We start from the raw sequence: 22,766 nt of genomic DNA, 5'->3' as shown, positions 1-22,766 counted from the left end.
TAAAGCCCGCGACGAAATCAATCGTCGCGGGCTTTGTTTTTGTGCGTGAGTGTCAGCGGCGCGGCAGGCTGTAGGCGATGACGTAATCGCCCGGCTTGGTGCCGATCGAACCGTGGCCACCGGCAACCATGACAACGAACTGTCGGCCGTCATCAACCGAATAGGTCATGGGTGTTGCTTGACCGCCTGCGGGCAGACGTGCTTCCCACAGCTGTTCACCCGTCGTGAGATTGTAGGCGCGCAGGTAGTTGTCAACCGCGGCACCGAGGAAGGCGATACCGCCCTTGGTGATCATCGGTCCGCCAATACCTGGAACACCAACCTTGAAGGGCAGAGGAAGCGGCGTCATGTCGTAGACGGTGCCGTTCTTGTGCTTGTAAGCGGTTTTTCCGGTGCGCAGATCGGCGCCTGCGACATAACCCCATGGCGGAGCCTGGCAGGGAATGCCAAGCGGACCGAGGAATGGTCCCATGCGCACGGCGTAGGGAGCGCCATCATTGCGGTTCAATCCCTGTTCGGAACCCTTCTCGTCCTGACCCTTTGGTGGAACCTCTGACCGTGGAACCAGCTGCGAGGTGAAAGCAAGGTATGTCGGCATGCCGAACATCACCATGCGTTCCGGATCAACCGCAACCGAACCCCAGTTGAAGGTGCCGAAATTGCCGGGATAGACCAGCGTTCCCTGCAAGGAAGGCGGCGTATACTGGCCGTCATACTTCAACTGCTTCAACCGGATACGGCACACCATCTGGTCGAACATGGTGACGCCCCACATGTCCTTGCCCTGCAGCGTTGGCGGGCGGAAATTGAGCGCGGAAATCGGCTGCGTCGGCGCCGTGCGATCTTCCGGAATGGCACCGCCCGGCGCTGGCTGCTCCGTGACCGGCAGGATCGGCTCACCATTGCGGCGATCAAGAACGTAGATATCGCCCTGCTTGGTCGGTCCGACAAGCGCTGGCACCATGGCGCCATCCGGCTTGCTGAGGTTCATCAGAACAGGCTGGGCTGGCACGTCCATGTCCCAGAGATCGTGGTGAACGAACTGGCGCATCCAGCGGTCCGCCCCGGTATTGATATCAAGCGCGACGATGCCCGCCGAATATTTCTCGACGTTCTCGGAGCGGTTCATGCCGAGCTGGTCGGGAACCTGGTTGCCAAGAGGAATGTAGACGAGCCCCAGTTCCTCATCCACGCTGAAGACTGACCAGCTATTGGGCGAGTTGGTGGTGTATTTCTGCCCTTCCGGCAAAGGCTGGGTCTGCGTCGGATTACCGGAATCCCAGTTCCAGACCAGAGCGCCGCTGTTGACGTCGAAAGCGCGGATGACGCCGGACTGTTCTTGCGTCGAATAGTTGTCGTTGACAGCACCGCCGATGATGATCTTGCCCGCGGCAATGACCGGTGGCGATGTGGAATAGTAGTAGCCTGCCGGATTGTGCGGCATCTTCTGCTCCAGATGCAGGACGCCGTTCTCCGCAAAGGAAGGGCAGACCTGGCCGTTTGCCGCGTCCAGTGCGATCAGCCGCGCATCCGAGGTAGGAAGATACACGCGTTCGGCACAAGGTTGACCGGCTGCAGTCTGCGGGTCCTTGTAATAGGTCACACCGCGGCAGGTCTGATGCTGGCGGTCGGGATTCAACCCGACATTGGGGTCATATTTCCATTTCTGCTTACCAGTCGTCGCATCAAGAGCGATCGCCCAGTTGTGTGGCGTGCAGAGGTAAAGCGAATTGCCAATCTTGAGCGGGGTTACCTGATAGGTCGTCTCTCCAACATCCTCAGGCAGCTTTACGTCACCTGTCTGGTAGCGCCAGACCTCCTGAAGATCAGAGACGTTTTGAACGTTTATCTGGTCCAAAGGAGAGTACCGCTGCCCATAGGGCGTCCGGCCATACTGGTGCCATTCGCCCGGAGGCACATTGCCACCCAGCGCCGGAGCAGCCGCAATCTTGTCTGTCGGCAAGTTGCCGGAAAGGTCATTGCTGTTCACAAACATGGAAATGACGGCAATGAGAACCGCAAGGCCGACCGATGCGGCAAGCGGTGCGGCACCCGCACTATAGCGATGACCGGTGTTCGGGCTCACAAAGCCGAGCGGCCTGCGGATCCATGGCGTGAGAAGCCACATGCCAGCCACGATGATGACGCCGCCGCGCGGACCAAGCTGCCACCAGTCAAGGCCGACTTCGAGAATGGCCCAGCCCAGAGAACCGAGAATGATGAGGGCGTAGAGCCAAAGGGCTTCTGCGCGGCGAAGAAAAAGCAGGATGGCGGTAACAATGAAGGCGATACCGGTGATGAGGTAGTAGGCACTCCCTCCCAGCATCAGCAGTTGTGCGCCGCCAGCCGCCAGCGCGATCCCGATCAATGTGAACAGGACCGCTGTGATCGTAACAGGCATAACGAAATCCTTGAAAAAAAAGGTGCAGAGAAACGAGGCCGAACGACCTCCCGCGCCCGGTGAACTTCAGCTCACGCCAAAAGGTTCCCGAATTTTTCAAAGATGACTGCGGATAAGGGAGATTCTTCGCTAATCGTCCTCACCCAGTTCCAGAAGGATCTGGTGACGCGCCCGGTTCAGCCTGCTCTTGACCGTTCCCACGGCCACGTTGCAAATTTCAGCAGCGGACTCGTAGCTTTCCCCCAGGATTGCAACAAGCGTCAGCACTTCGCGGTAATGCGGAGGAAGCTTCGCCAAGGCACGCTGAACTTCGCGTGCCCGCGTTTGCACTTCCTGGGTCGCTTCCATCGGGCTATCGCCGGAAACACATTCTTCCAGTCCCGGCGCTTCCCGGCCAAGCACCTTGGAGCGGGTGTAGAACGTGTTTCGCATGATGGTGAAAAGCCAGGACTTCAGCTTGGTACCCGGTTCGAACTTGTCGAGATTGGCGAGTGCCTTCATCAGCGTTTCCTGCACAAGATCGTCCGCATCCGTCGGGTTGCGGCAGAATGTGCGTGCAAAGGCGCGCAGCGCTGGAATGAGCCTGACAATATCTGCGCGAGCAGGATCGCGACTCAGCTGTTTATCGGACACCGTTTGAAACCTCTCCAAAACCTGGTGGGGTGGCGGTGGGAAAAGTCGCATCCGTGTATTTTGTTCCGCTAAAATGAGCATATCTCAGGTTGTCCGAAATCGTACAAAAACCTGCGCGTGATAAGCGCTCGCGCTCTGGCGGAACCAAAGCCTCTCTTTGCGGTTGAACTGGCGTTCTGAAGGAGAAGAAGCCGTGGCACCCCGCGCGAACTGGAAAGGCCATCTGACCCTTGGTGATCTGAGCTGTGCGGTCGCTCTCTACACCGCAGCCTCGACATCCGACCGGGTCAGCTTCCACATTATTAACCGCCGCACCGGACACCGTGTGCAGAGACAGATGGTGGATGCCGAAACCGGCAAGCCGGTCGAGCGCGACGACATCGTCAAGGGCTATGAGCTCTCCAGCGGCGACTATGTCCTGCTTGATCCCGACGAAATTGCCGAGGCCGTGCCCGAAAGCGACAAGACGCTTGCCCTTGAAACCTTCATTCCCTGCAATGAGATCGACACCATTTATCTCGATCGGCCTTACTACCTCGCCCCGGCGGACAAGGTATCGGCGGAGGTTTTTGACCTTATCCGGCATGGCTTGGAGGCAAAAAGTGCGGCAGCGCTCGCACGCACGGTGCTGTTTCGACGCCTGCGGACGCTGCTCATTCGACCACACGGCGATGGACTGATCGCCACAACGCTGAACTACGACTACGAAGTCCGATCTGCAAGCGAGGCATTTGCCGACATCAAGGAGTTCAAGATCGAAGGCGAAATGCTGGATCTGGCACAGCATATCATCAATACCAAGCGCGGGAGCTTCGAGCCGGGAGCCTTCGAGGATCGATACGAGAACGCTCTGCAGGAACTCGTGAAAGCGAAGATCGAAGGCCGCAAGCCACCGAAGAAGCCCAAGCCCAAGGAAACGAATGTGGTGAACCTGATGGAAGCGCTTCGCATGAGCGCCGGCCTAAAGGAAAGCGAGAATAAGCCAAAGCGTAAAGCGTCCAGGGCAGCATCCGACAAGAAGTCACCGAAGCGCGCTGCACGGCCTGCGACCCGGAAAGCGAGCTGACCAATGTCTCTTGCACAATACAACGACAAGCGCGACTTCAAGACCTCTCCGGAGCCACGCGGCAAGAAGGCAAAGCAAGCGGGCAACAGCTTCGTCATCCAGAAACATGCGGCAAGGCGGCTGCATTATGATTTCCGGCTGGAAATGGACGGCGTCCTGAAAAGCTGGGCTGTCACCAAGGGCCCAAGTCTCGTTTCGGGCGAAAAGCGGCTTGCGGTCCATGTCGAGGATCATCCGCTCGATTACGGCACTTTCGAAGGCACGATTCCCGAGGGCCAGTACGGTGCGGGTCAGGTCATTGTCTGGGATCGAGGAACGTGGGAACCGATCGGCGATCTTAAAAAGGCCTATAAAAAGGGTCATCTGGAATTTGCGCTTCACGGAGAAAAGCTGGAGGGCCGCTGGCATCTGGTCCGCATGGCTGGCAAACCGGAAGAGAGCCGTGAGAACTGGCTTCTGATCAAGGCGGAAGATGAGTTTGCCCGAACGGAGACAGACGCCGACATTCTGGAGGAGAGGCCCACCTCCGTGAAGACGGGCCTTGACCTCAAAACCAAGCCGTCGAAAACCCCAACAAGGAAGGCGCCGGAAAAGGCCTCTGAACCTGAAGAGAAAACCGTCGGTATCAAAGGTACACGGACGGCAGCCATGCCCGACTTTGTCGAACCTCAACTGGCGACACTGGTCAAATCCGCGCCGTCCGGAGAACGCTGGCTGCATGAGGTGAAACTGGACGGCTATCGCCTGCAGGCCCATATCAAAGACGGTGTCGTCAGGCTTTTGACCAGGACCGGTCTCGACTGGACCAAGCGCTTCGGCACGGACATCAACAAGGCGCTTCAAGGCCTCCCCGCTCGTCAGGCGATCATCGATGGCGAAGTGGCCGTAGAATCCGGCAGTGGCGCAACGGACTTTTCACTGCTGCAGCAGGACTTGAGCGAAGGACGGTCAGAACGCTTTGTCTTTCATCTGTTCGATCTCCTCTATCTTGACGGACAGGATTTGACCAAGGCGCGGCTGATGGATCGCAAGGCGGCATTGGAACGACTTCTGAACGAGTGCCCTGCCAATCTGCGCTACAGCGAACATTTTAGGGATGAAGGCGGGCTGGTTCTCAAGCACGCCTGTCGCCTGAGTCTCGAAGGCATAATTTCGAAGCTCGCGAACGCTCCGTACAAAAGCGGTCGCGGACGGGACTGGGTCAAATCCAAATGCTCCGCCCGCCAGGAATTCGTCATCGCAGGCTATATGCCATCCACGGTCTCGAAGTCAGCCATCGGCTCTCTGGTCATGGGTTACTACGAGGATGGCGTCTTGCAACATGCAGGCCGGGTAGGAACCGGCTTTTCGACCGCATCGGCGCGCTCCCTGTTCAAGACACTTGCGCCGCTTGAGACCGAACGGGCGCCGTTCGAGACAAAACTGACCGCAGATGAACGCCGCAATGTAGTCTTCGTCGAACCAAAGCTGGTAGCCGAGGTGGAATTTCGCGGCTGGACGGCAGATGCCCATCTGCGTCACGCATCGTTCCGGGGCCTGCGGGAGGACAAGCAGGCAACCGCGGTCGTGCGGGAAACAGGGCCCGACCGGGGCAAGGACAACACAACTCGCGACGTCCAGCGCAGCGTCAAGCTCACGCATCCGGATCGCATCTACTGGCCGGATGCCGGGGTCACCAAAGCAGGCCTCGCAGATTATTACGCCGAGGTATGGCCTTTCATGGCACCCTTCGTGGTCAATCGTCCGCTGTCTCTGGTTCGGGGCCCGGATGGCATCACCAAGCCTCTGTTCTTCCAGAAGCATGGATGGAAAGGCATGACAAAGAATGCGAAACTGGTGATCGATCCCGCCGACGAAAAAGGAGAGCAGAACATCACCATCCGAGATCTCGATGGGCTGCTCGGTCTTGTGCAGGGCGGAACGCTCGAAATTCATCCGTGGGGTTCCAGTGTTTCCGATTGGGAGCGCCCCGACATGGTCATCATTGATCTGGATCCCGGCGAGGGTACAGGCTGGCAGGCGGTCATGACAGCAGCCGGAGAAGTGCGCTCGAGGTTTGCAGATATGGGCCTCACCGGTTTCCTGAAGACATCCGGCGGCAAGGGTCTCCACATCGTTGCTCCGGTAAAGCCGAAAGCAATATGGCCGACGGTAAAGGCCGCCATGAAAGCCCTCGCTGATGCCATGGCGGGAGACAGTCCAGACCTCTATGTGTCGACCGTGACAAAGTCCAAGCGCAAGGGAAAGATCCTGATCGACTATCTGCGAAACGGCCGTGGCGCGACTGCCGTTGCCCCCTATTCGACCCGTGCCAGACCGGGCGCGCCCGTTTCCATGCCGATTGATTGGAATGAGCTTGGCCAAGGAATAGGCCCGGCCCATTTTACAGTTGAGAACGCAAGCGCCCGATTGAACGCACTCCGTCAGGACCCTTGGGCAGATTTCCGAAAGGCGGAAGCGCCGATTAACCATCGCCCCGACAAAAAGTAGTATTCACTTCCCCTTGGCGCGGCGCTCGTCGTCAAGGCTCTTCTTCAGCGCGCTCATGATGTCAACAACGTTGTCGGAGCGCTTCGCACCGGATTTCGAGGGCGTAGCTCGCGTCTTCTTGCTCTTCTTTCGGCGCTTGATGATATCGAGCAGCTTGTCCTGAACCGGATCGTCCGCCATGGCAGGATCCCATTTCTCAATGCGTTCGCCGATCAGTTTCTTGATGAGCGACAAGTGCTGAGCATCGGATTTTCCGGGCTGTGCCAGCTGATAATAGGCGTCCGCATCGCGCACTTCATCGCCATATCGAAGCGTCCAGACAATGATGCCCTTCCCGTCCGGCACCAGCATCACGGCACGCTCCCGGCGATACATGACAAGCCGCGCAATACCAACCATGCCGGTGGCAGCCATGGCTTCACGGATGACGGAGAATGCCTCCTCGCCGACCTTGTCGTCCGGCGCCAGAAAATGCGGACGGTCATACCAGATCCAGCCGATCTCACCGGAGGGAACGAAGGCTTCGATGTCTATCGTGCGAGTACTTTCGAGACCGACATCATCCAGCTCTTCGTCCTCGAACAGCACATAGTCGTCTTCGCTCCGTTCGAACCCCTTCACCTGATCATCGTCATCGACCGGCTTGCCGGTGACGCCGTCGACATATTGCGACAGGACTCGATTGTGCGTTTTGGCATTGAGATTGTGAAATCGCACCTTTCCACTTTCTGAAACGGCTGGCGCCATCGTCACCCGGCAGGTCACGAGCGAAAGTTTGAGATAGCCTTTCCAGAAAACATGCGGCGCCACGGCGTTTCCTTCTCTGAATACCGGAACTCCCGACATTAACCGCCGGGATAGCTGTCGGTTCCGTCGTTGCGACCAGTCATCTCGCAGACGGAACAAATGAACAGGACTATCCGTTTGCGAAGCAGATCGAACACACGAAATCTGTTTCACGGAAAGGCGGAGAAAATGAGCATCGTTGGCACTCAGGTCATCGCGGAAGGCAGCGGCAATGCCGGCTATACGGTTGAATTCGTCGGAGATAACGGCGACGTCGTCTCGGTAACTCTTCGCTCGGATACCGATGGAATCAACCGTAACAACGCTGTTTCAAAGGCAAAGGAATTTCTGAGCCGGATTGTCGAAAGCGACGCCCTGCCGGACAAAATGGTTGAAGGAGAGCGCAAGCAGGCTCAATCTTCGACCATGGCGACAGATAATCGCCCCTCCAAGGCAGCCCAGGAAGAGCAGTTGAACGAAGGTCTGGAAGACACATTCCCGGCAAGCGACCCCGTTTCAGCAACCATCACGTCCATTCCGGGCCGCGATCGGACCCACTGATCGTCCCAACGTAAATCGATACCTCCCTGCAACGCCCGCTGCCATAGACGTCAGCGGGCGCCTCTCTGTGCACTGCACAACCTTGACAAGGATGCAGGATCAGGGCTTTCCCTCTTACTTGAGAGATCACTGATAATCTCTTGCTGGAAAGCCGAGAGGTCAGGATGAAGAAAGTGACAGGCAATACCAATCAGGAAGAAGCGCAGCGTCTTCGAACAGTCGGACCGAAGATCGCCGACCTTTTGAGTGAGATTGAGAAGGAGGCAGTGCCGGAGCGGCTGATGGACTTTGCGCATGAGCTGCAACGCGCACTTGCTGAAAAGCTCGATAACCAAGACTGATGATGTCTTGATCTTTCCGATGGATCGGCTCGATACCCCGTCGTGGGTAGTCCGCTGAGAAAATTCTCTCCCAAGCCGTGGAACCTGGCCTGCATCGGCCTGTTAGGAGGCCGCCAGCTTTGAGGCACTCACAACCACGAGCGGAGAGAAACACATGGCAACGAAGACGCTTGACGACCTCTTTCATGAAACACTGAAAGACATCTACTATGCCGAGCGAAAAATCTCGAAGACCCTTCCAAAGATGGCACGCGGCGCCCAGAACGAGCAGTTGAAGCAGGCCTTTCTCGACCACAAAGAGGAAACCGATGGCCAGATCGAGCGCCTTCAACAGGTATTCGAACTGATTGGAAAGCGGGCACGCGGCAAGACCTGCGATGCAATCGAAGGCATCATTTCCGAGGGCGAAGAAATCCTTGAAGAGTTCAAGGGAACCCCGGCATTGGATGCGGGACTTCTGGCAGCTGCCCAGGCAGTCGAGCATTATGAGATTGCGCGCTACGGCACCCTCTGTGCCTGGGCAAAACAGCTTGGCCTTGACGAAGCCGCGCAGCTGCTTTCCGAAACGTTGAAGGAAGAAAGTGCGACCGACGAAAAGCTGAGCAAGCTAGCACAGACAACGCTGAACTCGGCTGCGAAGAAAGCGGCCTGAGCCTCGTTGGGCCGACCGGTTCGGTCGGCCCAAAGCTTTCGATCTGATCAGACCGCGGGACGAGACCCTTCCGGCTTGACTGCAATCATCTGACCGTTGAGTTCCTGACGGCGGAAGACGATCCGGCGCAGCGTGTCGGTTTCGCGCAAGGCATGTAGCCGCGCAGCTTTGAGTGCAAGAGAATAGGATGGATAGGAAGCGGAAGCCTTACCGTCGAGCACGTAGATCCAGCCCGAGGAATGCGGAATGATATCAAAGCATTTTTCCATCGATTGAGCCCTCCCAAGCTCGGCTCCCAAACTGCCGACATCCACATAAGTTCCCGCCTTCTAAAAAATTAATTTTTAGCCTTGCCAGTTTTCGATGCAGTGCACAAAATCAACCTGGACGTGGAACCTATTCGATTTTGCTAACGTTACCGGTGTTGGGCGAATGGAGAGGAATATGGCGGACTCCGAAAGTTGGATAAAGCAGCGTGCATATGAGCTGTGGGAGGCCGACGGCCAACCCCACGGAAAACATGACGAGCACTGGGCTCAGGCCCGCGCAGAATATGAGGCCCGTGAAAAAAGCAACGGGAAGGCGCCTGCAAAGCGTAAGGCAAGCGCTGGTTCCGCAGAAGAGAAGCCGTCCGCGTCGAAGGGTAATTCAACAAAGCCTCGGGCAGAAAAACCTGCGATAAGGAATTCCGACGCAGGCAAGGTCGATGAAGCAAAGCCTGTGGACAAAAAACGAGTTTCCCTGAAAAAGGCAGAAGCAAAGGCGGTTTCGAAAATCGCCGCTGCAAAGCCCGCGGTCGACGCGAACCCGGTTCGAAAGCCGCGCAAATCTCAACCCGCCTGATTTAGCTCAGGCCGGTCGTTCCCCGTTCATATCTTTGTGCCGTCGCACGCGTTGCGGCGGACGATCCCGTATTGCATCTGGACGTATCAATCGAAAATGCGCGCGTCGAAACTCTTTCTAATTTTCTCCAACCATTGGAACGCGGCTTCATTTCGCGCGGTTCGGCCCGATGAAAGCGTTTGTGCGGACCGACCGATGCGTGAAGGAAGGACATCGACATGATGAACGCGCCAGTCAATTTCGAAAACAGATTTCGGCGTGATGAAATCATTGAAAAGTCGAGGTATTCCCGCGCAAGGATGAAAGAATTAGAGCCGATGAAAGTGCTTTCCGTGACGTCCGAAATGTACCCCCTCATCAAGACCGGGGGTCTGGCGGACGTTACGGGTTCTCTTCCCAAAGCTTTGGCAAACTGCGCGATACAGACGACGACGATGCTTCCCGGCTACCCTTCCGTTCTTGCCAGGCTGCCGGACCTCCTTCCGCTCACGAGCTTCGAGGACCTGCTTGGCCAGCGTGCTACGCTGTTTCGCGCTGAGCATGAGGGTCTGGACCTTCTAATCCTTGACTGCCCTACCCTCTATGATCGTGACGGCGGCCCCTATATCAACGGAGCGGGAGAAGATCATCACGACAACTGGTTGCGATTTGCAGTCCTGTCCAAGGCTGCAGCCAATGTGGCCAATGGAGCACTTCCGGGTTGGCGACCGGATCTTGTCCACACGCATGACTGGCAGAGCGCACTGACCTCCGTTTACATGCGGGAGGCGGGATGCGACGTGCCGGTCGTTCTGACGATCCACAATCTCGCTTTTCAGGGCCAATATGGTGCCGATCGTCTCCCGGCGCTGGATCTGCCGCCACATCTGTTCAACACCAATTGCCTCGAATATTTCGGCGATATCAGCTATCTCAAGGGTGGCCTGCAAACGTCGGACATGATTACGACCGTCAGTCCAACCTATGCCCGGGAGATCCTGACCAGCCGCTTCGGCATGGGGCTGGATGGCGTGCTCAATCAGCGCGTGATGTCCTTGCGTGGCATCGTAAACGGCATCGATATGGATGTCTGGAACCCTTCAACGGATCCGTTTCTGCCAAGGAATTTCGATTCCACCAGCCTGAAGCGCAAACGCGAGAACCGGGCACCACTTCTGGAGCGTTTTGGGCTGGAACAGGGCGATGGGCCTGTTTTCTCGGCGATCACCCGGCTGACCTGGCAAAAAGGCATGGACATGTTCGCGGAAGCGGCGGACGAGGTGCTGTACCAGGGCGGCAGGATTATCGTTTTCGGCCAGGGCGATCACGAGATCGAACGTATTCTGAGGCGCACCGCAGACCGGTTTCCGGGAAGGATGGCCGTGCACACCGGCTATGACGAGCCGACAGCCCATCTCATCCAGGGTGGGTCGGATGCTATCGTTCAACCGTCTCGGTTTGAACCCTGTGGCCTGACACAGCTGTACGCGCTCCGCTATGGCTGCGTGCCAGTCGTCTCCCGCACTGGCGGGCTATCGGAGACGATCATCGATGCAAACGACGCCGCCATGTCGGCGCGGGTCGCAACCGGCTTCCAGTTCCATCCGGTCAATACGGATGGCTTGCGACTGGCCTTGCGTCGTGCGCTCGATACGTATGGAGATACGCGCAACTGGGCGCGGTTGCAGCATCAGGGCATGAAGACGCACTTTTCATGGGAACGGAGCGCCGAGAAATACGCGGCCATTTACAACAACCTGCTGGCTCGACGGCAGGAGGCGACAGATCAGCGGCGATATCGATGAAACCGATTTGATGGCATGCAAAAAGCTGGCGCGATGCCAGCTTTTTTATTGACCTTGCTCTGACAACTCTTCAGCAAAAGGCCGGGACAAGCCCGGCCCTTTGCCACTTTGCGGATCACTTAACCGCGTCGGAACACGGCAAGGCTTCGGCCTTCCAGTTCGTAGTCTTCGTCCTGATCGATCTCTTGCCCTCGGATTGAAGGATCCGCCGTCGTCAGTTCGAGGATCCAGCGCCCCTTGTTCAGCGGCGGGATCTTGAAGGGTACTGTTCCTTCAAAGGGATTGAACAGCATCAGCACATCCGACCAGATGCCTGACTGTCCCTCCAGATCGCGACGGCCAAGATGCAGGCCAAGCGTTGTGCCCTCCAGCCATTGCTCCGGCTGCTGGTAGCCCCCGCCAGCGTTGAACCAGTTCACCTCCATTCCATCGCGCCAGCTTTCGCGGCGGAAGATCGGCTGCTTGTGACGAAGCGCAATGATCTGCTTCGTGAACTTGCGAAGGGCCTCGTTCGTGTCCGGCAGGCCTTCCCACTGCAGCCAGGAGATCTCGCTGTCCTGGCAATAGCCGTTGTTATTGCCCATCTGGCTTCGGCCGAATTCGTCACCCGCCAACAGCATCGGCGTGCCGTGCGAAAGCAGGAGCGTGGCGAGGAAGTTGCGCTTCTGACGCTCACGGACAGCGTTGATGCCCTCATCTTCCGTCGGGCCTTCCGCACCGTAGTTGTAGCTGCGGTTGTCATTGTGGCCGTCGTTGTTGTCCTCCCCGTTCGCGTCGTTGTGCTTCTCGTTGTAGGAAACAAGATCGTTGAGCGTGAAACCGTCATGCGCTGCAAGGAAGTTGACGCTCGACCACGGACGGCGGCCCCTGAGGTCGTAGATATCGCCGGAACCAAGCAGACGAGCGGCGAAATCAGGTGCCGTATTCTGGTCACCCTTCCAGTATTCGCGGGTCGTATCGCGATACTTGTCGTTCCATTCTGCCCAGCCGGGTGGGAAGCCACCAACCTGATAGCCGCCCGGACCGATATCCCACGGCTCGCCGATCAACTTGACCTTGGAGAGGATGGGGCACTGGGTGATGGCATCGAAAAACCCACCGCGCTCATCGAACCCTTCGGGCTCACGCCCGAGAATGGTCCCGAGATCGAAGCGGAACCCGTCGACATGCATGTGCTCGACCCAGTAGCGCAGCGAATCCATGATCATCTGCAATACGCGCGGGTGGGAGGTGTTCACCGTGTTTCCGGTGCCGGTATCATTGATATAGTAGCGATGATTGTCCGGCAGGGTGCGGTAATAGGAGAAGTTATCGATGCCCTTGAAGGAGAGCGTCGGACCAAGCTCATTGCCTTCCGCCGTGTGGTTGTAGACCACATCCAGAATGACCTCGATGCCGGCATCGTGGAAGCTTCGCACCATGTCGCGGAAGCCCTGTATGCCTTTCGGGCCGTAGTAACGGGAGGCAGGCGCAAAGAAGCCGATCGAATTGTAGCCCCAGAAGTTCTTCAGGCCCTTGTCGAGAAGGTGCTGATCGTCAGGAAATTCATGGACTGGCAAGAGCTCGACGGAGGTGATGCCAAGGCTCTTGATGTAGTCCACCGTAGCCTTGTGTCCCATGCCCTCATAGGTGCCGCGCAGATCCTGCGGGATGGCCGGGTTGAGCTGCGTAAAGCCCTTCACATGCGTTTCATAAATGATCGCGGACGGCCAGGGGACATTTGGACGGTTGTCGCCTTCCCAGTCGATGGCGTAGGGATCGATCACCCGGCACTTCGGCGTGAACGGCGCACTGTCGCGCTCGTCGAAGGTAAGATCCTTGTCGTCGTGATAGATATCGTAGGCGAAATGGGCGTCCTTCCACTCGTACGTGCCGAAGAGCTCCTTTGCATAGGGGTCGAGCAGAAGCTTGTTCGGGTTGAACCGGTGGCCATTTTCCGGGTCGTAGGGGCCGTGCACACGGTAGCCATAAAGCTGGCCCGGCTTGAGGCCAGGCACATAGCCATGCCAGATCTCATGTGTGTTCTCGGGCAGGGTCAACCGTGCGATTTCGGTTTTGCCGGTGGGATCGAACAGGCAGAGCTCCACGCGCTCCGCATGCGCTGAAAACAGCGCAAAGTTCGTTCCCTGACCGTCAAACGTGGCACCCCGTTCCAGCCAAGTGCCAGATTCGATCGTAAAATTATGTGACTTCGTGTCCATACCGCACCCTGCTGTTGCTTTGCACAATCAAAAGCGCGAGATGGTTTTTCGTTCCCGTTTGCCCTGCGAAATCTGGGCGGCATTATGGCTTCGGTGTCGTCGTCATGCCTTGGTTATTGCTTTGGGAGTCTCCGCCCGTGCCCGATTGAGGGGTAGGATCCCGCTCGGCAGGTGCGGTCCCCTGCCCTTTTGTTGTTACGGGATCCGTATCGCTGCGCGTGTTTTGCTGATCAGAATCGCATCCGGCCAGCAAAGCAAGAAGCGCTATGGCACCAATCGTCCGTTTCATTGTGCTCGCTCCTCTTGATGACGGCCTTGCGTCTTCGTTCGGTCCATGGAGACGATCTTGTCGACCGCTGCGATATCCGCCTCAGCGGCACCGGGGATAGGATCGGCAGCGATTGCTTCCAGGACCTCAGGCGAAATCGCGCCTTTTCGGATGACATATTCAAGAGCTTCACGCGTATCGCGCTCCGCCTTGAGTTGAGCGTAAAGCGCAAGGATGAGACGGTCCCGAATGTCCTTGCCCGGGGAAATTCCACCCAGTGCGGCATGTCCTGCCATTGTGCGTCCTCCAGAGAGTGTGTTGCAGAGTAACTCAGCTGTTTACGGCATTGTTCCCAAATCCCTGCAGGGCACTATCTCGCTCCGATGCAGTCACTTCTCAATCGAAGGAGCCACGAATGACCGCTTTGACACCGGAAGAACTCGAAGGACGCGTGAATGCACATCGAGAGCTGATGATAGACCTCGTTGCAGCGCTCATGGGCGGAGACCGCGCCATTGACCGCTTCATCGCCAGTATCCGCGATGACGCGAGCTATAAAAATCACGAGGAAGATCCGGGCGTCATCCCGACCGAAGGCCTGGTGCTCGAGGCAGGAATGGCACGCGAGATCCGGTCCATTGTAGAGGCAGCACGGGCCCGCCATATGGCTGCAAATTCTTAAGAGACTGTCATTTTTCAGACAGAGTTTCGGCCCATTCTTCACACCTGTGGCAATTCTGTGGAACCTGAAAACGGAAGGAGCGTTTTGAGGACACACAGTCAGGGAGAAGTCGTCATGTCACGCGAATGGGTTGAAGCCGCCAGTTTCGTTTTCGCAGTCGCAGCTTGCTACATGTTCATCGTGCCGGTTTGAGCGGCCTGAACGTCCTGTGCTGCGTCGGATCATTCTTGTTTCGACGCGAAATAGGCGCTGACATTCTCGATGTCTGCGTCGGTCAGATTGTTCGCCACTGGAAGCATGAGGTGCCCAAAAACAGTTCCTCCACGGTGCTCCTGACGGAACAGGCGTAGCTGATTGGTCAGATAAGGCACACTCTGGCCTGAAAGCTTGGGGTAACTCGGGTTACCATCCGCCCGCTCGTGGCAGGTGAGACACGCCGGAATGCGATCTGCCGCTCGCCCCTTTTCAGCAAGTTCGCGGCCCTTATCGATATCAGCTCCTCGAGGATTGGCGTCATGGTTTGCGACGCTACCACGCTGCATGCTGGCATAGTCTCTGGCGAGAGACGCCAATTGTTCTTTCGACAAACCGGCAATCGCCGTTTGCATCACGCCGCTCAGACGTCGACCATCCGCATAGGCAAACAGGCTTTCCCGCAAATAGGTTTCCGATTGACCAGCGAGGCTTGGAATCAGGCTTTTACCGTTCAGTCGCTCTGGCGCGTGGCAGGACTGGCAGTCCAGCACGGCATTGCTGCCGCCAGTCACATCCAGCCCGGCCAACTGGCGATAATCCTCCGCCGACATCTGCGGAACCTGCTCGAGAAACGCCACCATCGACCACACCTCGTCTTCCCGATGCGGGGCTGGCCACGCAGGCATGCCGGTGAAACGCACGCCGTCTTGAACGATGTGAAACAGCTCAGCTTTCGTCCACTCAGGTACCTTTTCTTTCAGGTCGGGAGGTTCGGGCAGCATGTTGCGGGACACAGCGGAGCGCTCCTCAGCCGGAGACCCATGGCAGAAGGCGCAGCCCTGCTCATAATGTCCGGCGGCCAGTTTCAGCATTTCGGGATTATCGAAAGGCGGCGGCTCGGTTTGCAGGGCGGCTGTTCGGACCGAGTTGCGCATCACCCAGTGGAGAAACCAGTCCGTGACCGCCCAATGCCCGCTGCGTGCTCCAACGCCCATCAGCCCTGACCAGGCAAACCCGAAGCCCAGGATAACCGCGGCCAGAAAAGCAAGAAGGACGTGTTTCCAGCGAACGACCATTAGCGATCTCCCAGGGGGTTTGGTTCAGGTTCACGCAGCGTGCGCCCAAGCAGCGCAACACCACCGGCAAGATAGACGGCCGCTCCAACCATCAGCATGATGACCGCGCCGATCTGCTGGTCCTGACCGGCCGACAGCACGATCCCGAAACAGGTGACTTCACCGGCCCCGTAAAGCGGACGCGGCGACAACGCCAGAAGCGCCCCCAGGAGTGTCATGTGCATGGAGGTGAAAAGCAGGCCCAGAACGCCGCCCAACCGCTTGCTGTCACGTTCGGGGTCGGTGCCGCCAAGACATGCAAGCCACAGGATCAATCCGGCGCTGAGGAAGCATGTCTGTTCGAGAACTCGAGCCAGCATTGATGTTTCGGCCCATTCACGCGCGGCAGGCAAATGCCACCCCCAGACGGTGACCAGTTCCAGCATGGAGGCCGTGACGGGCGTGAGTACGCGACTACGCGATACGAAATCGAGACTGCCTCCCGCCATTCCATAGGCCATGAATGGTGCGGCAGCGGCGACCACCGCCATGTGCACGATCATATGGATGGAAAAGGATGTCTTGTCGCCGAGTGCAAGCAAAAGCCAGGCAAGCGCCACGATCAGCAATCCGGCGACAAGGCACGATCGCTTGACGGTCATGATTGACACTCCGCCAGAAAGATCAGCGGAATTGCGGTATAGATCACGGCCACGAAACTCAAGCCGCAGAGAAGCAGCGTGGCAAACCCCTGAAACAGCTTGCGGTCATCGCGGGTCGGCTCGTCATGGGGCGGATCGCCAGAGCCGAACCCCCATTGTCGCCAGGCGAGATAGCCTGCCAGCACGATGAAGGCGAGCGCGACAAATGTCAGGCCGCCAAGCAACCATCGAAGGTCCAGAAAACCAAGCCCGAGAAATCCGGGTTTGGCGCAGTAGATGGCGGCGGCAACATAACAGACAAGAAAGTGGAGCGCCCACACGGCAGGGGCCGTGAACAACGTCCACAATGTTTCGACTTCGCGCGGAATGAAGCTCTTCATCGCTTCACCTCAGTTCCGGGAAGAGGCCGATGGTGAGATAGGTCACCACGGCGGTAAACACCATGAAGTGCCAATAGAGCACCACATTGCAGAGATCCTGATCGTAGTCTGCCGTCAGGTAGCCGGCATAGCTGCGTGCCAGACAATAGAGTTGCATGATGAGAGCCACCGCGCCGTGCGTCGAGGTCCAGATTGCGAGGATCCAGACGGTGGCGGGGTACACATGCAATGTCGGCTCCATGGCATGCTGGTAAGGCCCCATCAGACCGGCTGCGACACCGGCGATCGTCAGCAGGAAGGAGACAGCAATCGATAGCCGCATCGTGGAGGCGAGATTGCGCGTGTTGGCAAAGCGCGCCAGAAGCATGCAGCCCCAGGCAATCACGAACAGCGCCGCTGCCGCCAGCGGCCATTGCCAGCCTGGACCGACCTGCCCTCCCGTGAAATCATCATGGATCGTCCAATAGAAGAAATAGCCGAAGATCAGGCTCGCAAATGCGGTGCCATCACCCACCATGGTGATGAACATTGCCCACCAGCCGACGGATGCGGGGCCGGATACATAGAGCGGAAAGCGTTCCCCAAGTCCTGCATCGCGCATCTCTGCTTCCGGGATCTGCGCCGTCCCCGTCCACAGCCAGTAGAGAATGGCAATCAATGTGCCGATGGCGCAGATGATCGTGGTCCACCACCATTCGTAGGTGAGTGCAATGAAGACACCGCCTAGCAGGAACGCGGCGATCATCGTGACATAGGATGACCCTCCGACGCGCAAAACCTGCTGTGGCGCACCATCCAGCACTGATGTCACCAGCGTTTCGCGATGGCCCGTCTCTGCGTCTGGCAGATAGTAGCGGCCATCCTCGATGTTCTTTCGCAGATCAGGCTGATCCCACAGCGGATACCTGCTTTTAATGATGGGAATTGAGCGAATGCCCCAGCTTTCCTCATGCTGGTTCAACCACTCCATCGTGCCCGCATTCCATGGATTGGGCTTGGCTGGCGCCTGTCTGGTCTTTGGCCGTACAACATCGGCCACCACGATCAGGAAGCCGGCCGCAAAGACGAAGGCGCCGACGGTGGAGATGAGGTTGAACCAGTCCCATCCCATCTCGGCGGGATAGGTGAACACTCGCCGGGGCATGCCGCGCAAGCCGGCGAAATGCATGGGGAAGAAGGCGACGTTGAAGCCCACGAACATCAGCCAGAAGGCGATCTTGCCCCAGGCATCCGAGAGCTTCTTGCCGTTGAAGAAGGGGTAGAAATAATAGATGCCCGCCGTGACCGGAAACAGCATGCCACCGATGAGCACATAGTGCAGGTGAGCAACGATGAAATAGGTATCGTGTGCCTGCCAGTCGAAAGGCACCAGCGCCACCATGACGCCGGTCAGGCCGCCGATGATAAAGATGGCAAGGCCCCCTGCCCCGAACAGCATTGGTACCGAAAAGATGACCCGGCCCGCCAGCATGGTGGCAATGAACACGAAGATCTGCACGCCGGTGGGGATGACAACCGCTTCCGATGCGGCTGAAAAGAAGGCCAGCGAAATTTGCGGGAGGCCGGTGGTGAACATGTGGTGGACCCAGAGCCCGAAGCTCAGGAAGCCGGTGCCCACCGCCGCCAGAACGATCCAGGAATAGCCGACGATGGGTCGCTGCGAGAAGGTCGGCACGATCATCGCCATCAGCGCGATGGCTGGCAGGAAGATGATGTAGACTTCCGGGTGGCCGAAAATCCAGAAAAGGTGCTGCCACAAGAGCGGATCACCACCGCGCTCCGCATCGAAGAAGGGCCAGTCGAACATGCGCTGCATCTCGAACAGCAGGTCGCCCGCAATCAGTGGCGGAAAGGCAAACAGGATCATGCCTGCCACGATAAGCAGGTACCAGGCAAAGAGCGGCATCATGTTGACGCGCATGCCGGGAGCGCGGCACTTCATGATGCCGACGATGAGTTCCACGGCAGCAGCGATTGATGCCACTTCGATGAAGGATAACCCAAGTAGCCAGATATCGGCACCAATGCCCGTCTGCTCCTTGTCGGTTGCAAGCGGCGGATACATGAACCAGCCGCTATTGGGTGCAGCACCGAAGAAGATCGAGCCACAAACGAAAACACCACCGATCGCAAAGCTCCAGAAGCCGAAGGCGGATAGCCGAGGAAACGGAAGCTCGCGCGCGCCAAGCATCGACGGCAAAAGAAAGATCGCGACGGCTTCGAAAATCGGCACCGCAAACAGGAACATCATCACCGTGCCATGCAGGGTGAAGGCCTGATTGAAAAAATTGGCGCTGAGAAAGGTATTATCTGGAACGGCAAGCTGAAGCCGGATCAAGAGCGCGAGAACGCCTGCAAACAGCATGAATATGAAGGCCGTACAGCCGTACCACAGGCCGATTTCGCTATTGTTGACCGATGTCCAGTAGCGCCAGCCCGAGGGGGTTTTCCACACGTCGCGCAGGCGCTTATCCTGCGCCTCGCGTTGATCCTGCGGAAGGAGGGGGCCAAGCTTGCCGGTCATTTCAGTCCTTTCAGGTAAAGGCTGATCGCCTCGACTTCCGCCTGTGGCAGCATGTTGTAAGAGGGCATATTGACGCCCGGCTTGATGAGATCAGGGGTCTTGATGAAGCGGATCAGGTGACCGGTCGTATTGGGTAAGGTTCCGGCGGCAAGCGTTGGCCGTGTCCCGAAACCGGTCAGATTGGGTCCGATAGCACCTTGCGCTTGCGTGCCATCAATCGCATGGCAGGCCCCGCACCCGTTCTTGAGGAACGCGTCAAGCCCCCCGGCATCGGGTGTTTGGGCCGCTGAAACCGGCGTTGGGCTCGCCTTGGGCTGCAGCCAGTCCTCGAACGCTTGCTTTTCCAGAACCTCGACGGTGAAGGCCATCAGCGCATGAGCCGTGCCACAGAACTCAGCACAGACGCCACGATAGCTGCCGGTCTTCGTGGCTTCGAGCTGAAGATTGTTCATTCGTCCCGGAATGGCATCCATCTTTCCGCCAAGCGAGGGAATCCAGAAGGAATGGATGACGTCCTTTGCCTTGAGGACGAACAGCACGCGCTCATCGACCGGCATGAACACTTCATTGGCGCTCTCGCGCAGCACCTGCCCTTTGTCATCGAGGTAACGGACTCGCCACCAATATTGCTCGGCGGTGATTTCAATGCGGCGCAAACCTTCGCCCTCGCCCGCAAACCAGGGCCGCATGGCAGGCATCAACCAGACTGCATAGGCAATCAGGCCCGCCAGCACCACAACGGGAAAGGCAACGCCACCAAAGACGATGATGCCGCCTGCGCGGCGTTCGGTCAGCGGTTGCGTCTTGAAGCGACCGGCAAACAGAAAGGCACCCATGACGCAGAGCCAGATGAGGCCACCGCCTGCAACCATGACCCAGAACAGGGTCGCGACCGCTTCCGCTTCCCGACCAGCAGGATCGAGCGCCGATTGAACGCCGCTGCACGAACTCAGGGCAAGAAGACAAATTGCAAGAGAAACAAGACGGAGGTGATGGATCACCTCTCGTGATCGGTTGGCCGCCCCTGCCAATCGCTCAACATTCATACTGCCCCGGCTCAATCAGAGAAAGTTTGATCATCCCTGATGACCGCACCAATGCCCGTAAACGTTGGCCTGCCAACTTTGTTCCCGACATCGGATCCGTTTTTTAACAGGAACCTAAATTACACTTTGCGGGTTTGATCACCGCAAGAAGGCAGAAAGATCTTCGCCACCACAGATGGTCATGGGAGAACGACGATGGAAAATCTGGTGAAACGCTTGAGAAAGTTCTGGAGCAAAAGCGGCAAGGTGGACAGGCCAACAGGTGCTGATCGCCCGCACTTGCATGTTGTCTCACCGGAAAGCGTGAGCCTGCCTTTCCCACGCAGGCCGCGCGATCAAATCAGCGTACCGGCTTCCATCAATGGTCGTGACCTTTCGACCGGACGTCCTTGACACAAGTTCAATCACTGACAAAGGATTATATAAATATGACTGACATTGGTTCCGCACGTATTCTTATTCTCGCAACCGACGGCTATGAGCGCTCTGAACTGCGCGTGCCTCTGGAAGAGCTGCGCAGGCATGGTGCAGATGTAAAGATCGCCTCGCTGAAGCCCGGCGAAATCAAGAGCTGGGACGAGAAGGATTGGGGCGACACCGTACCGGTTGATATCACGGTCGATCAGGTCAAGCACGATGACTATGACGCGCTGGTCATCCCGGGCGGGCAGATCAACCCGGATATCCTCCGCACGGAAGAAAAGGCGGTCGACATCGTCCGCAACTTCATCAAGACCGGCAAGGTGGTTGCGGCTATCTGCCATGGCCCATGGCTGCTGGTAGAGGCCGATGCTCTGCGCGGCCGCAAGGCGACCTCTTACCATTCGATCAAGACCGACGTGAAAAACGCGGGCGCGTCCTGGGAAGACAAGGAAGTCGTGACCGATAACGGCATCATCACATCCCGTTCCCCGAAAGATCTTCAGGCCTTCGTGGCAAAGATCGTAGAAGAGGTCCAGGAAGGTCGCCACAAGCGTCAGGCTGCCTGAGCATCTCAACGTCTAGCAAAAAGGCCGCTTCCGTAGCGGCCTTTTTCGTATCAATCATCAAGCTCAGTCGATCATCCGGCGTTCGACAGCTTCAGGAAAGCGCGCAGCCACTGTTCCTCGGCGCGCAGGCCGCGCACTTTTGCGTCGGCGGCCAGAGGTTTCTCCATAAGGCGCTGGAGCGGCGAAATGTCTTCCGCGAGCGCAAGAACCGTCGGGTGGATATAGCTGTTTCGGCATACGGCAGGCGTGTTCTGCAGCCTTTCGGAAGCGGCATGAGTCAGCATCTTGATGCGAACCTTCTCACCCTGTTTTACGGCGCGGGTTGCTGCGGTGAAGGCTGCGAGAGAGCCGCCCCACGTCCGAAAGGTCTTGGCTGAAACGGTCAGGCCCGCGCAGGACGCCAGATAGGAATTCAGGCGACCGGAATCCACAGGGTGGGCCACGCCCTCTTCATCCAGCCAGGAAAAAAGCTGCCGGCCCGGCAAATCGGCGATCTGCTCGAACAGGCGCTGCAGCTTCGGATGACGGATGGTATGGCGCACGCGCTTGCCACCCTTGGCGGTAAACTTCAGCAGTACTCCATCTTCGCTGAAGCTCATATGCCGCTTCAGAAGCGTCGTCGCCCCGTAGGTCTTGTTCTGCTTGGCGTAGGCCCGGTTGCCGATGCGAAGGTGCGTGACATCCAGAAGCGAGACCAGAGCCGCGAGCACAGCCTCTTGCCGATCAAGTCCATTCAGGAGATCGCGCTCGATCCGGCGCCGGATCCGCGGCAGTGCATCGGCGAAGGAACCGAGCTGGTCGTATTTCAGCTCACTGCGAAAGGTCTGCCACGCAGAGTGATAACGGTATTGCTTCCGCCCGCGCGCATCCAGCCCGGTTGCCTGAAGATGGCCGTTCGGGTCCAGGCAGATCCAGACATTTTCATAGGCTGGCGGAAGACCGAGCGCCGAGATACGCTGTTTTTCGGGTCCTTCGCAGAGAAGCGATCCGTCGGGCATCCGGTAGCAGAAGCCCTTGCCCCTGCGCAGGCGCCGTATCCCCGGCTCCGCATCGCTGACATAGACGAGGCCGATCGTATCCAGAAGTGGTTTTGCGGGTTCAAGCGTGCTTGTGACATCCATGTGCGCCAAACGCCGGATGTATTGCTTCGTTCCTCTACAGGAAATGTGTAATTTTGAAATTCCGGTTAGGGATGACGACAGTGCCC

The 22,766-nt window shown here is 57.9% G+C and carries 21 protein-coding genes; 9 read left to right on the top strand and 12 right to left on the bottom strand.

The window, feature by feature from the left end; all coding sequences use genetic code 11:
* Nucleotides 1-52 precede the first annotated feature (52 nt).
* Nucleotides 53-2,401 (bottom strand): glucose/quinate/shikimate family membrane-bound PQQ-dependent dehydrogenase, encoded by a 2,349-nt coding sequence (locus G6N80_RS13660; protein ID WP_165134527.1) that lies wholly within the window; start codon nt 2,399-2,401, stop codon nt 53-55.
* A gap of 129 nt (nt 2,402-2,530) precedes the next feature.
* Nucleotides 2,531-3,034, bottom strand: coding sequence for a sigma-70 family RNA polymerase sigma factor (locus G6N80_RS13655; RefSeq protein WP_244484784.1), 504 nt, complete (start codon nt 3,032-3,034; stop codon nt 2,531-2,533).
* 193 nt (nt 3,035-3,227) lie between these two features.
* Between G6N80_RS13655 and ku (G6N80_RS13650) the strand changes: the two genes are divergently transcribed.
* Together ku (G6N80_RS13650) and ligD are read left to right on the top strand one after the other, a co-directional pair.
* Nucleotides 3,228-4,100 carry a non-homologous end joining protein Ku gene (ku, locus tag G6N80_RS13650; RefSeq protein WP_165134524.1) on the top strand — a complete coding sequence of 291 codons (873 nt, stop codon included), beginning with the start codon at nt 3,228-3,230 and terminating at the stop codon, nt 4,098-4,100.
* Nucleotides 4,101-4,103: 3 nt separating this feature from the next.
* Nucleotides 4,104-6,590, top strand: coding sequence for a DNA ligase D (ligD, locus tag G6N80_RS13645; RefSeq protein WP_165134521.1), 2,487 nt, complete (start codon nt 4,104-4,106; stop codon nt 6,588-6,590).
* A gap of 3 nt (nt 6,591-6,593) precedes the next feature.
* Here ligD and ku (G6N80_RS13640) read toward each other — a convergent pair whose 3' ends face one another.
* Nucleotides 6,594-7,400: a non-homologous end joining protein Ku gene (ku, locus tag G6N80_RS13640; RefSeq protein ID WP_062555983.1), complete on the bottom strand. Its 807-nt coding sequence runs from the start codon at nt 7,398-7,400 to the stop codon at nt 6,594-6,596.
* Between the two features lie 165 nt (nt 7,401-7,565).
* Between ku (G6N80_RS13640) and G6N80_RS13635 the strand changes: the two genes are divergently transcribed.
* The 3 genes from G6N80_RS13635 (at nt 7,566) to G6N80_RS13625 (ending at nt 8,930) form a co-directional block, all read left to right on the top strand.
* Nucleotides 7,566-7,937 carry a hypothetical protein gene (locus G6N80_RS13635; RefSeq protein WP_062555855.1) on the top strand — a complete coding sequence of 124 codons (372 nt, stop codon included), beginning with the start codon at nt 7,566-7,568 and terminating at the stop codon, nt 7,935-7,937.
* Nucleotides 7,938-8,101: 164 nt separating this feature from the next.
* A complete protein-coding gene (locus G6N80_RS13630) occupies nt 8,102-8,278 on the top strand; it encodes a hypothetical protein (protein ID WP_165132422.1) in 177 nt (58 codons plus the stop codon).
* 154 nt (nt 8,279-8,432) lie between these two features.
* On the top strand, nt 8,433-8,930 hold the full coding sequence (locus G6N80_RS13625) for a YciE/YciF ferroxidase family protein (RefSeq protein ID WP_062555856.1): 498 nt from the start codon (nt 8,433-8,435) through the stop codon (nt 8,928-8,930).
* Nucleotides 8,931-8,977: 47 nt separating this feature from the next.
* On the opposite strand, the gene G6N80_RS13620 is transcribed toward G6N80_RS13625, so the two are convergent.
* Nucleotides 8,978-9,199, bottom strand: a complete 222-nt coding sequence (locus G6N80_RS13620) for a hypothetical protein (RefSeq protein ID WP_165134518.1) — start codon at nt 9,197-9,199, stop codon at nt 8,978-8,980.
* Nucleotides 9,200-9,293: 94 nt separating this feature from the next.
* On the opposite strand from G6N80_RS13620, the gene G6N80_RS13615 reads away from it, so the two are divergent.
* Together G6N80_RS13615 and glgA are read left to right on the top strand one after the other, a co-directional pair.
* Complete coding sequence (locus tag G6N80_RS13615; RefSeq protein ID WP_165134515.1) at nt 9,294-9,773, top strand: DUF2934 domain-containing protein; 480 nt, start codon at nt 9,294-9,296, stop codon at nt 9,771-9,773.
* Nucleotides 9,774-10,090: 317 nt separating this feature from the next.
* A complete protein-coding gene (gene glgA / locus G6N80_RS13610) occupies nt 10,091-11,557 on the top strand; it encodes a glycogen synthase GlgA (RefSeq protein WP_165134512.1) in 1,467 nt (488 codons plus the stop codon).
* 119 nt (nt 11,558-11,676) lie between these two features.
* Here glgA and glgX read toward each other — a convergent pair whose 3' ends face one another.
* Together glgX and G6N80_RS13600 are read right to left on the bottom strand one after the other, a co-directional pair.
* On the bottom strand, nt 11,677-13,758 hold the full coding sequence (glgX, locus tag G6N80_RS13605) for a glycogen debranching protein GlgX (protein ID WP_165134509.1): 2,082 nt from the start codon (nt 13,756-13,758) through the stop codon (nt 11,677-11,679).
* Nucleotides 13,759-14,043: 285 nt separating this feature from the next.
* Nucleotides 14,044-14,322 carry a hypothetical protein gene (locus G6N80_RS13600; RefSeq protein ID WP_165134506.1) on the bottom strand — a complete coding sequence of 93 codons (279 nt, stop codon included), beginning with the start codon at nt 14,320-14,322 and terminating at the stop codon, nt 14,044-14,046.
* Between the two features lie 119 nt (nt 14,323-14,441).
* Between G6N80_RS13600 and G6N80_RS13595 the strand changes: the two genes are divergently transcribed.
* Nucleotides 14,442-14,708 (top strand): hypothetical protein, encoded by a 267-nt coding sequence (locus G6N80_RS13595; RefSeq protein ID WP_062555861.1) that lies wholly within the window; start codon nt 14,442-14,444, stop codon nt 14,706-14,708.
* A gap of 221 nt (nt 14,709-14,929) precedes the next feature.
* Here G6N80_RS13595 and G6N80_RS13590 read toward each other — a convergent pair whose 3' ends face one another.
* The 5 genes from G6N80_RS13590 to coxB are packed head-to-tail and all read right to left on the bottom strand — an operon-like array spanning nt 14,930 to nt 20,525.
* Complete coding sequence (locus G6N80_RS13590; protein ID WP_165134503.1) at nt 14,930-15,979, bottom strand: c-type cytochrome; 1,050 nt, start codon at nt 15,977-15,979, stop codon at nt 14,930-14,932.
* A complete protein-coding gene (locus G6N80_RS13585) occupies nt 15,979-16,620 on the bottom strand; it encodes a cytochrome c oxidase assembly protein (protein WP_165134500.1) in 642 nt (213 codons plus the stop codon). Before G6N80_RS13585 ends, G6N80_RS13590 begins: the two co-directional genes overlap by 1 nt.
* Nucleotides 16,617-17,000: a hypothetical protein gene (locus G6N80_RS13580; RefSeq protein ID WP_062555864.1), complete on the bottom strand. Its 384-nt coding sequence runs from the start codon at nt 16,998-17,000 to the stop codon at nt 16,617-16,619. The genes G6N80_RS13585 and G6N80_RS13580 overlap by 4 nt, the downstream gene beginning before the upstream one ends.
* Before the next feature lie 4 nt (nt 17,001-17,004).
* On the bottom strand, nt 17,005-19,524 hold the full coding sequence (ctaD, locus tag G6N80_RS13575; protein WP_165134497.1) for a cytochrome c oxidase subunit I: 2,520 nt from the start codon (nt 19,522-19,524) through the stop codon (nt 17,005-17,007).
* Entirely contained in the window at nt 19,521-20,525 is a 1,005-nt protein-coding gene (coxB, locus tag G6N80_RS13570) for a cytochrome c oxidase subunit II (protein ID WP_246251486.1), read from the bottom strand. Before coxB ends, ctaD begins: the two co-directional genes overlap by 4 nt.
* A 473-nt stretch (nt 20,526-20,998) precedes the next feature.
* Here coxB and G6N80_RS13565 point away from each other — a divergent pair, with 473 nt between their 5' ends.
* Entirely contained in the window at nt 20,999-21,559 is a 561-nt protein-coding gene (locus G6N80_RS13565) for a type 1 glutamine amidotransferase domain-containing protein (RefSeq protein WP_062555867.1), read from the top strand.
* A gap of 71 nt (nt 21,560-21,630) precedes the next feature.
* On the opposite strand, the gene G6N80_RS13560 is transcribed toward G6N80_RS13565, so the two are convergent.
* Nucleotides 21,631-22,680 (bottom strand): DNA topoisomerase IB, encoded by a 1,050-nt coding sequence (locus G6N80_RS13560; protein ID WP_062555868.1) that lies wholly within the window; start codon nt 22,678-22,680, stop codon nt 21,631-21,633.
* Nucleotides 22,681-22,766: the final 86 nt, after the last annotated feature.

This window comes from Rhizobium rhizoryzae, assembly GCF_011046895.1.
Classification (GTDB): domain Bacteria; phylum Pseudomonadota; class Alphaproteobacteria; order Rhizobiales; family Rhizobiaceae; genus Neorhizobium; species Neorhizobium rhizoryzae.
Note: the sequence above shows the minus strand (reverse complement) of the source record. Positions and strands in the feature narration are given on the sequence as shown.

Bases quoted from the DNA above. Each gene is read 5' to 3' on its own strand.
- G6N80_RS13585 (WP_165134500.1), bottom strand. From the start codon at position 16,620: ATGACCGTCAAGCGATCGTGCCTTGTCGCCGGATTGCTGATCGTGGCG.
- G6N80_RS13635 (WP_062555855.1), top strand. From the start codon at position 7,566: ATGAGCATCGTTGGCACTCAGGTCATCGCGGAAGGCAGCGGCAATGCC.
- G6N80_RS13590 (WP_165134503.1), bottom strand. From the start codon at position 15,979: ATGGTCGTTCGCTGGAAACACGTCCTTCTTGCTTTTCTGGCCGCGGTT.
- G6N80_RS13630 (WP_165132422.1), top strand. From the start codon at position 8,102: ATGAAGAAAGTGACAGGCAATACCAATCAGGAAGAAGCGCAGCGTCTT.
- ctaD (WP_165134497.1), bottom strand. From the start codon at position 19,524: ATGACCGGCAAGCTTGGCCCCCTCCTTCCGCAGGATCAACGCGAGGCG.
- G6N80_RS13620 (WP_165134518.1), bottom strand. From the start codon at position 9,199: ATGGAAAAATGCTTTGATATCATTCCGCATTCCTCGGGCTGGATCTAC.
- glgX (WP_165134509.1), bottom strand. From the start codon at position 13,758: ATGGACACGAAGTCACATAATTTTACGATCGAATCTGGCACTTGGCTG.
- glgA (WP_165134512.1), top strand. From the start codon at position 10,091: ATGAAAGTGCTTTCCGTGACGTCCGAAATGTACCCCCTCATCAAGACC.
- G6N80_RS13565 (WP_062555867.1), top strand. From the start codon at position 20,999: ATGACTGACATTGGTTCCGCACGTATTCTTATTCTCGCAACCGACGGC.
- G6N80_RS13625 (WP_062555856.1), top strand. From the start codon at position 8,433: ATGGCAACGAAGACGCTTGACGACCTCTTTCATGAAACACTGAAAGAC.
- G6N80_RS13580 (WP_062555864.1), bottom strand. From the start codon at position 17,000: ATGAAGAGCTTCATTCCGCGCGAAGTCGAAACATTGTGGACGTTGTTC.
- G6N80_RS13600 (WP_165134506.1), bottom strand. From the start codon at position 14,322: ATGGCAGGACATGCCGCACTGGGTGGAATTTCCCCGGGCAAGGACATT.
- ligD (WP_165134521.1), top strand. From the start codon at position 4,104: ATGTCTCTTGCACAATACAACGACAAGCGCGACTTCAAGACCTCTCCG.
- G6N80_RS13560 (WP_062555868.1), bottom strand. From the start codon at position 22,680: ATGGATGTCACAAGCACGCTTGAACCCGCAAAACCACTTCTGGATACG.
- G6N80_RS13595 (WP_062555861.1), top strand. From the start codon at position 14,442: ATGACCGCTTTGACACCGGAAGAACTCGAAGGACGCGTGAATGCACAT.
- G6N80_RS13660 (WP_165134527.1), bottom strand. From the start codon at position 2,401: ATGCCTGTTACGATCACAGCGGTCCTGTTCACATTGATCGGGATCGCG.
- G6N80_RS13615 (WP_165134515.1), top strand. From the start codon at position 9,294: ATGCAGTGCACAAAATCAACCTGGACGTGGAACCTATTCGATTTTGCT.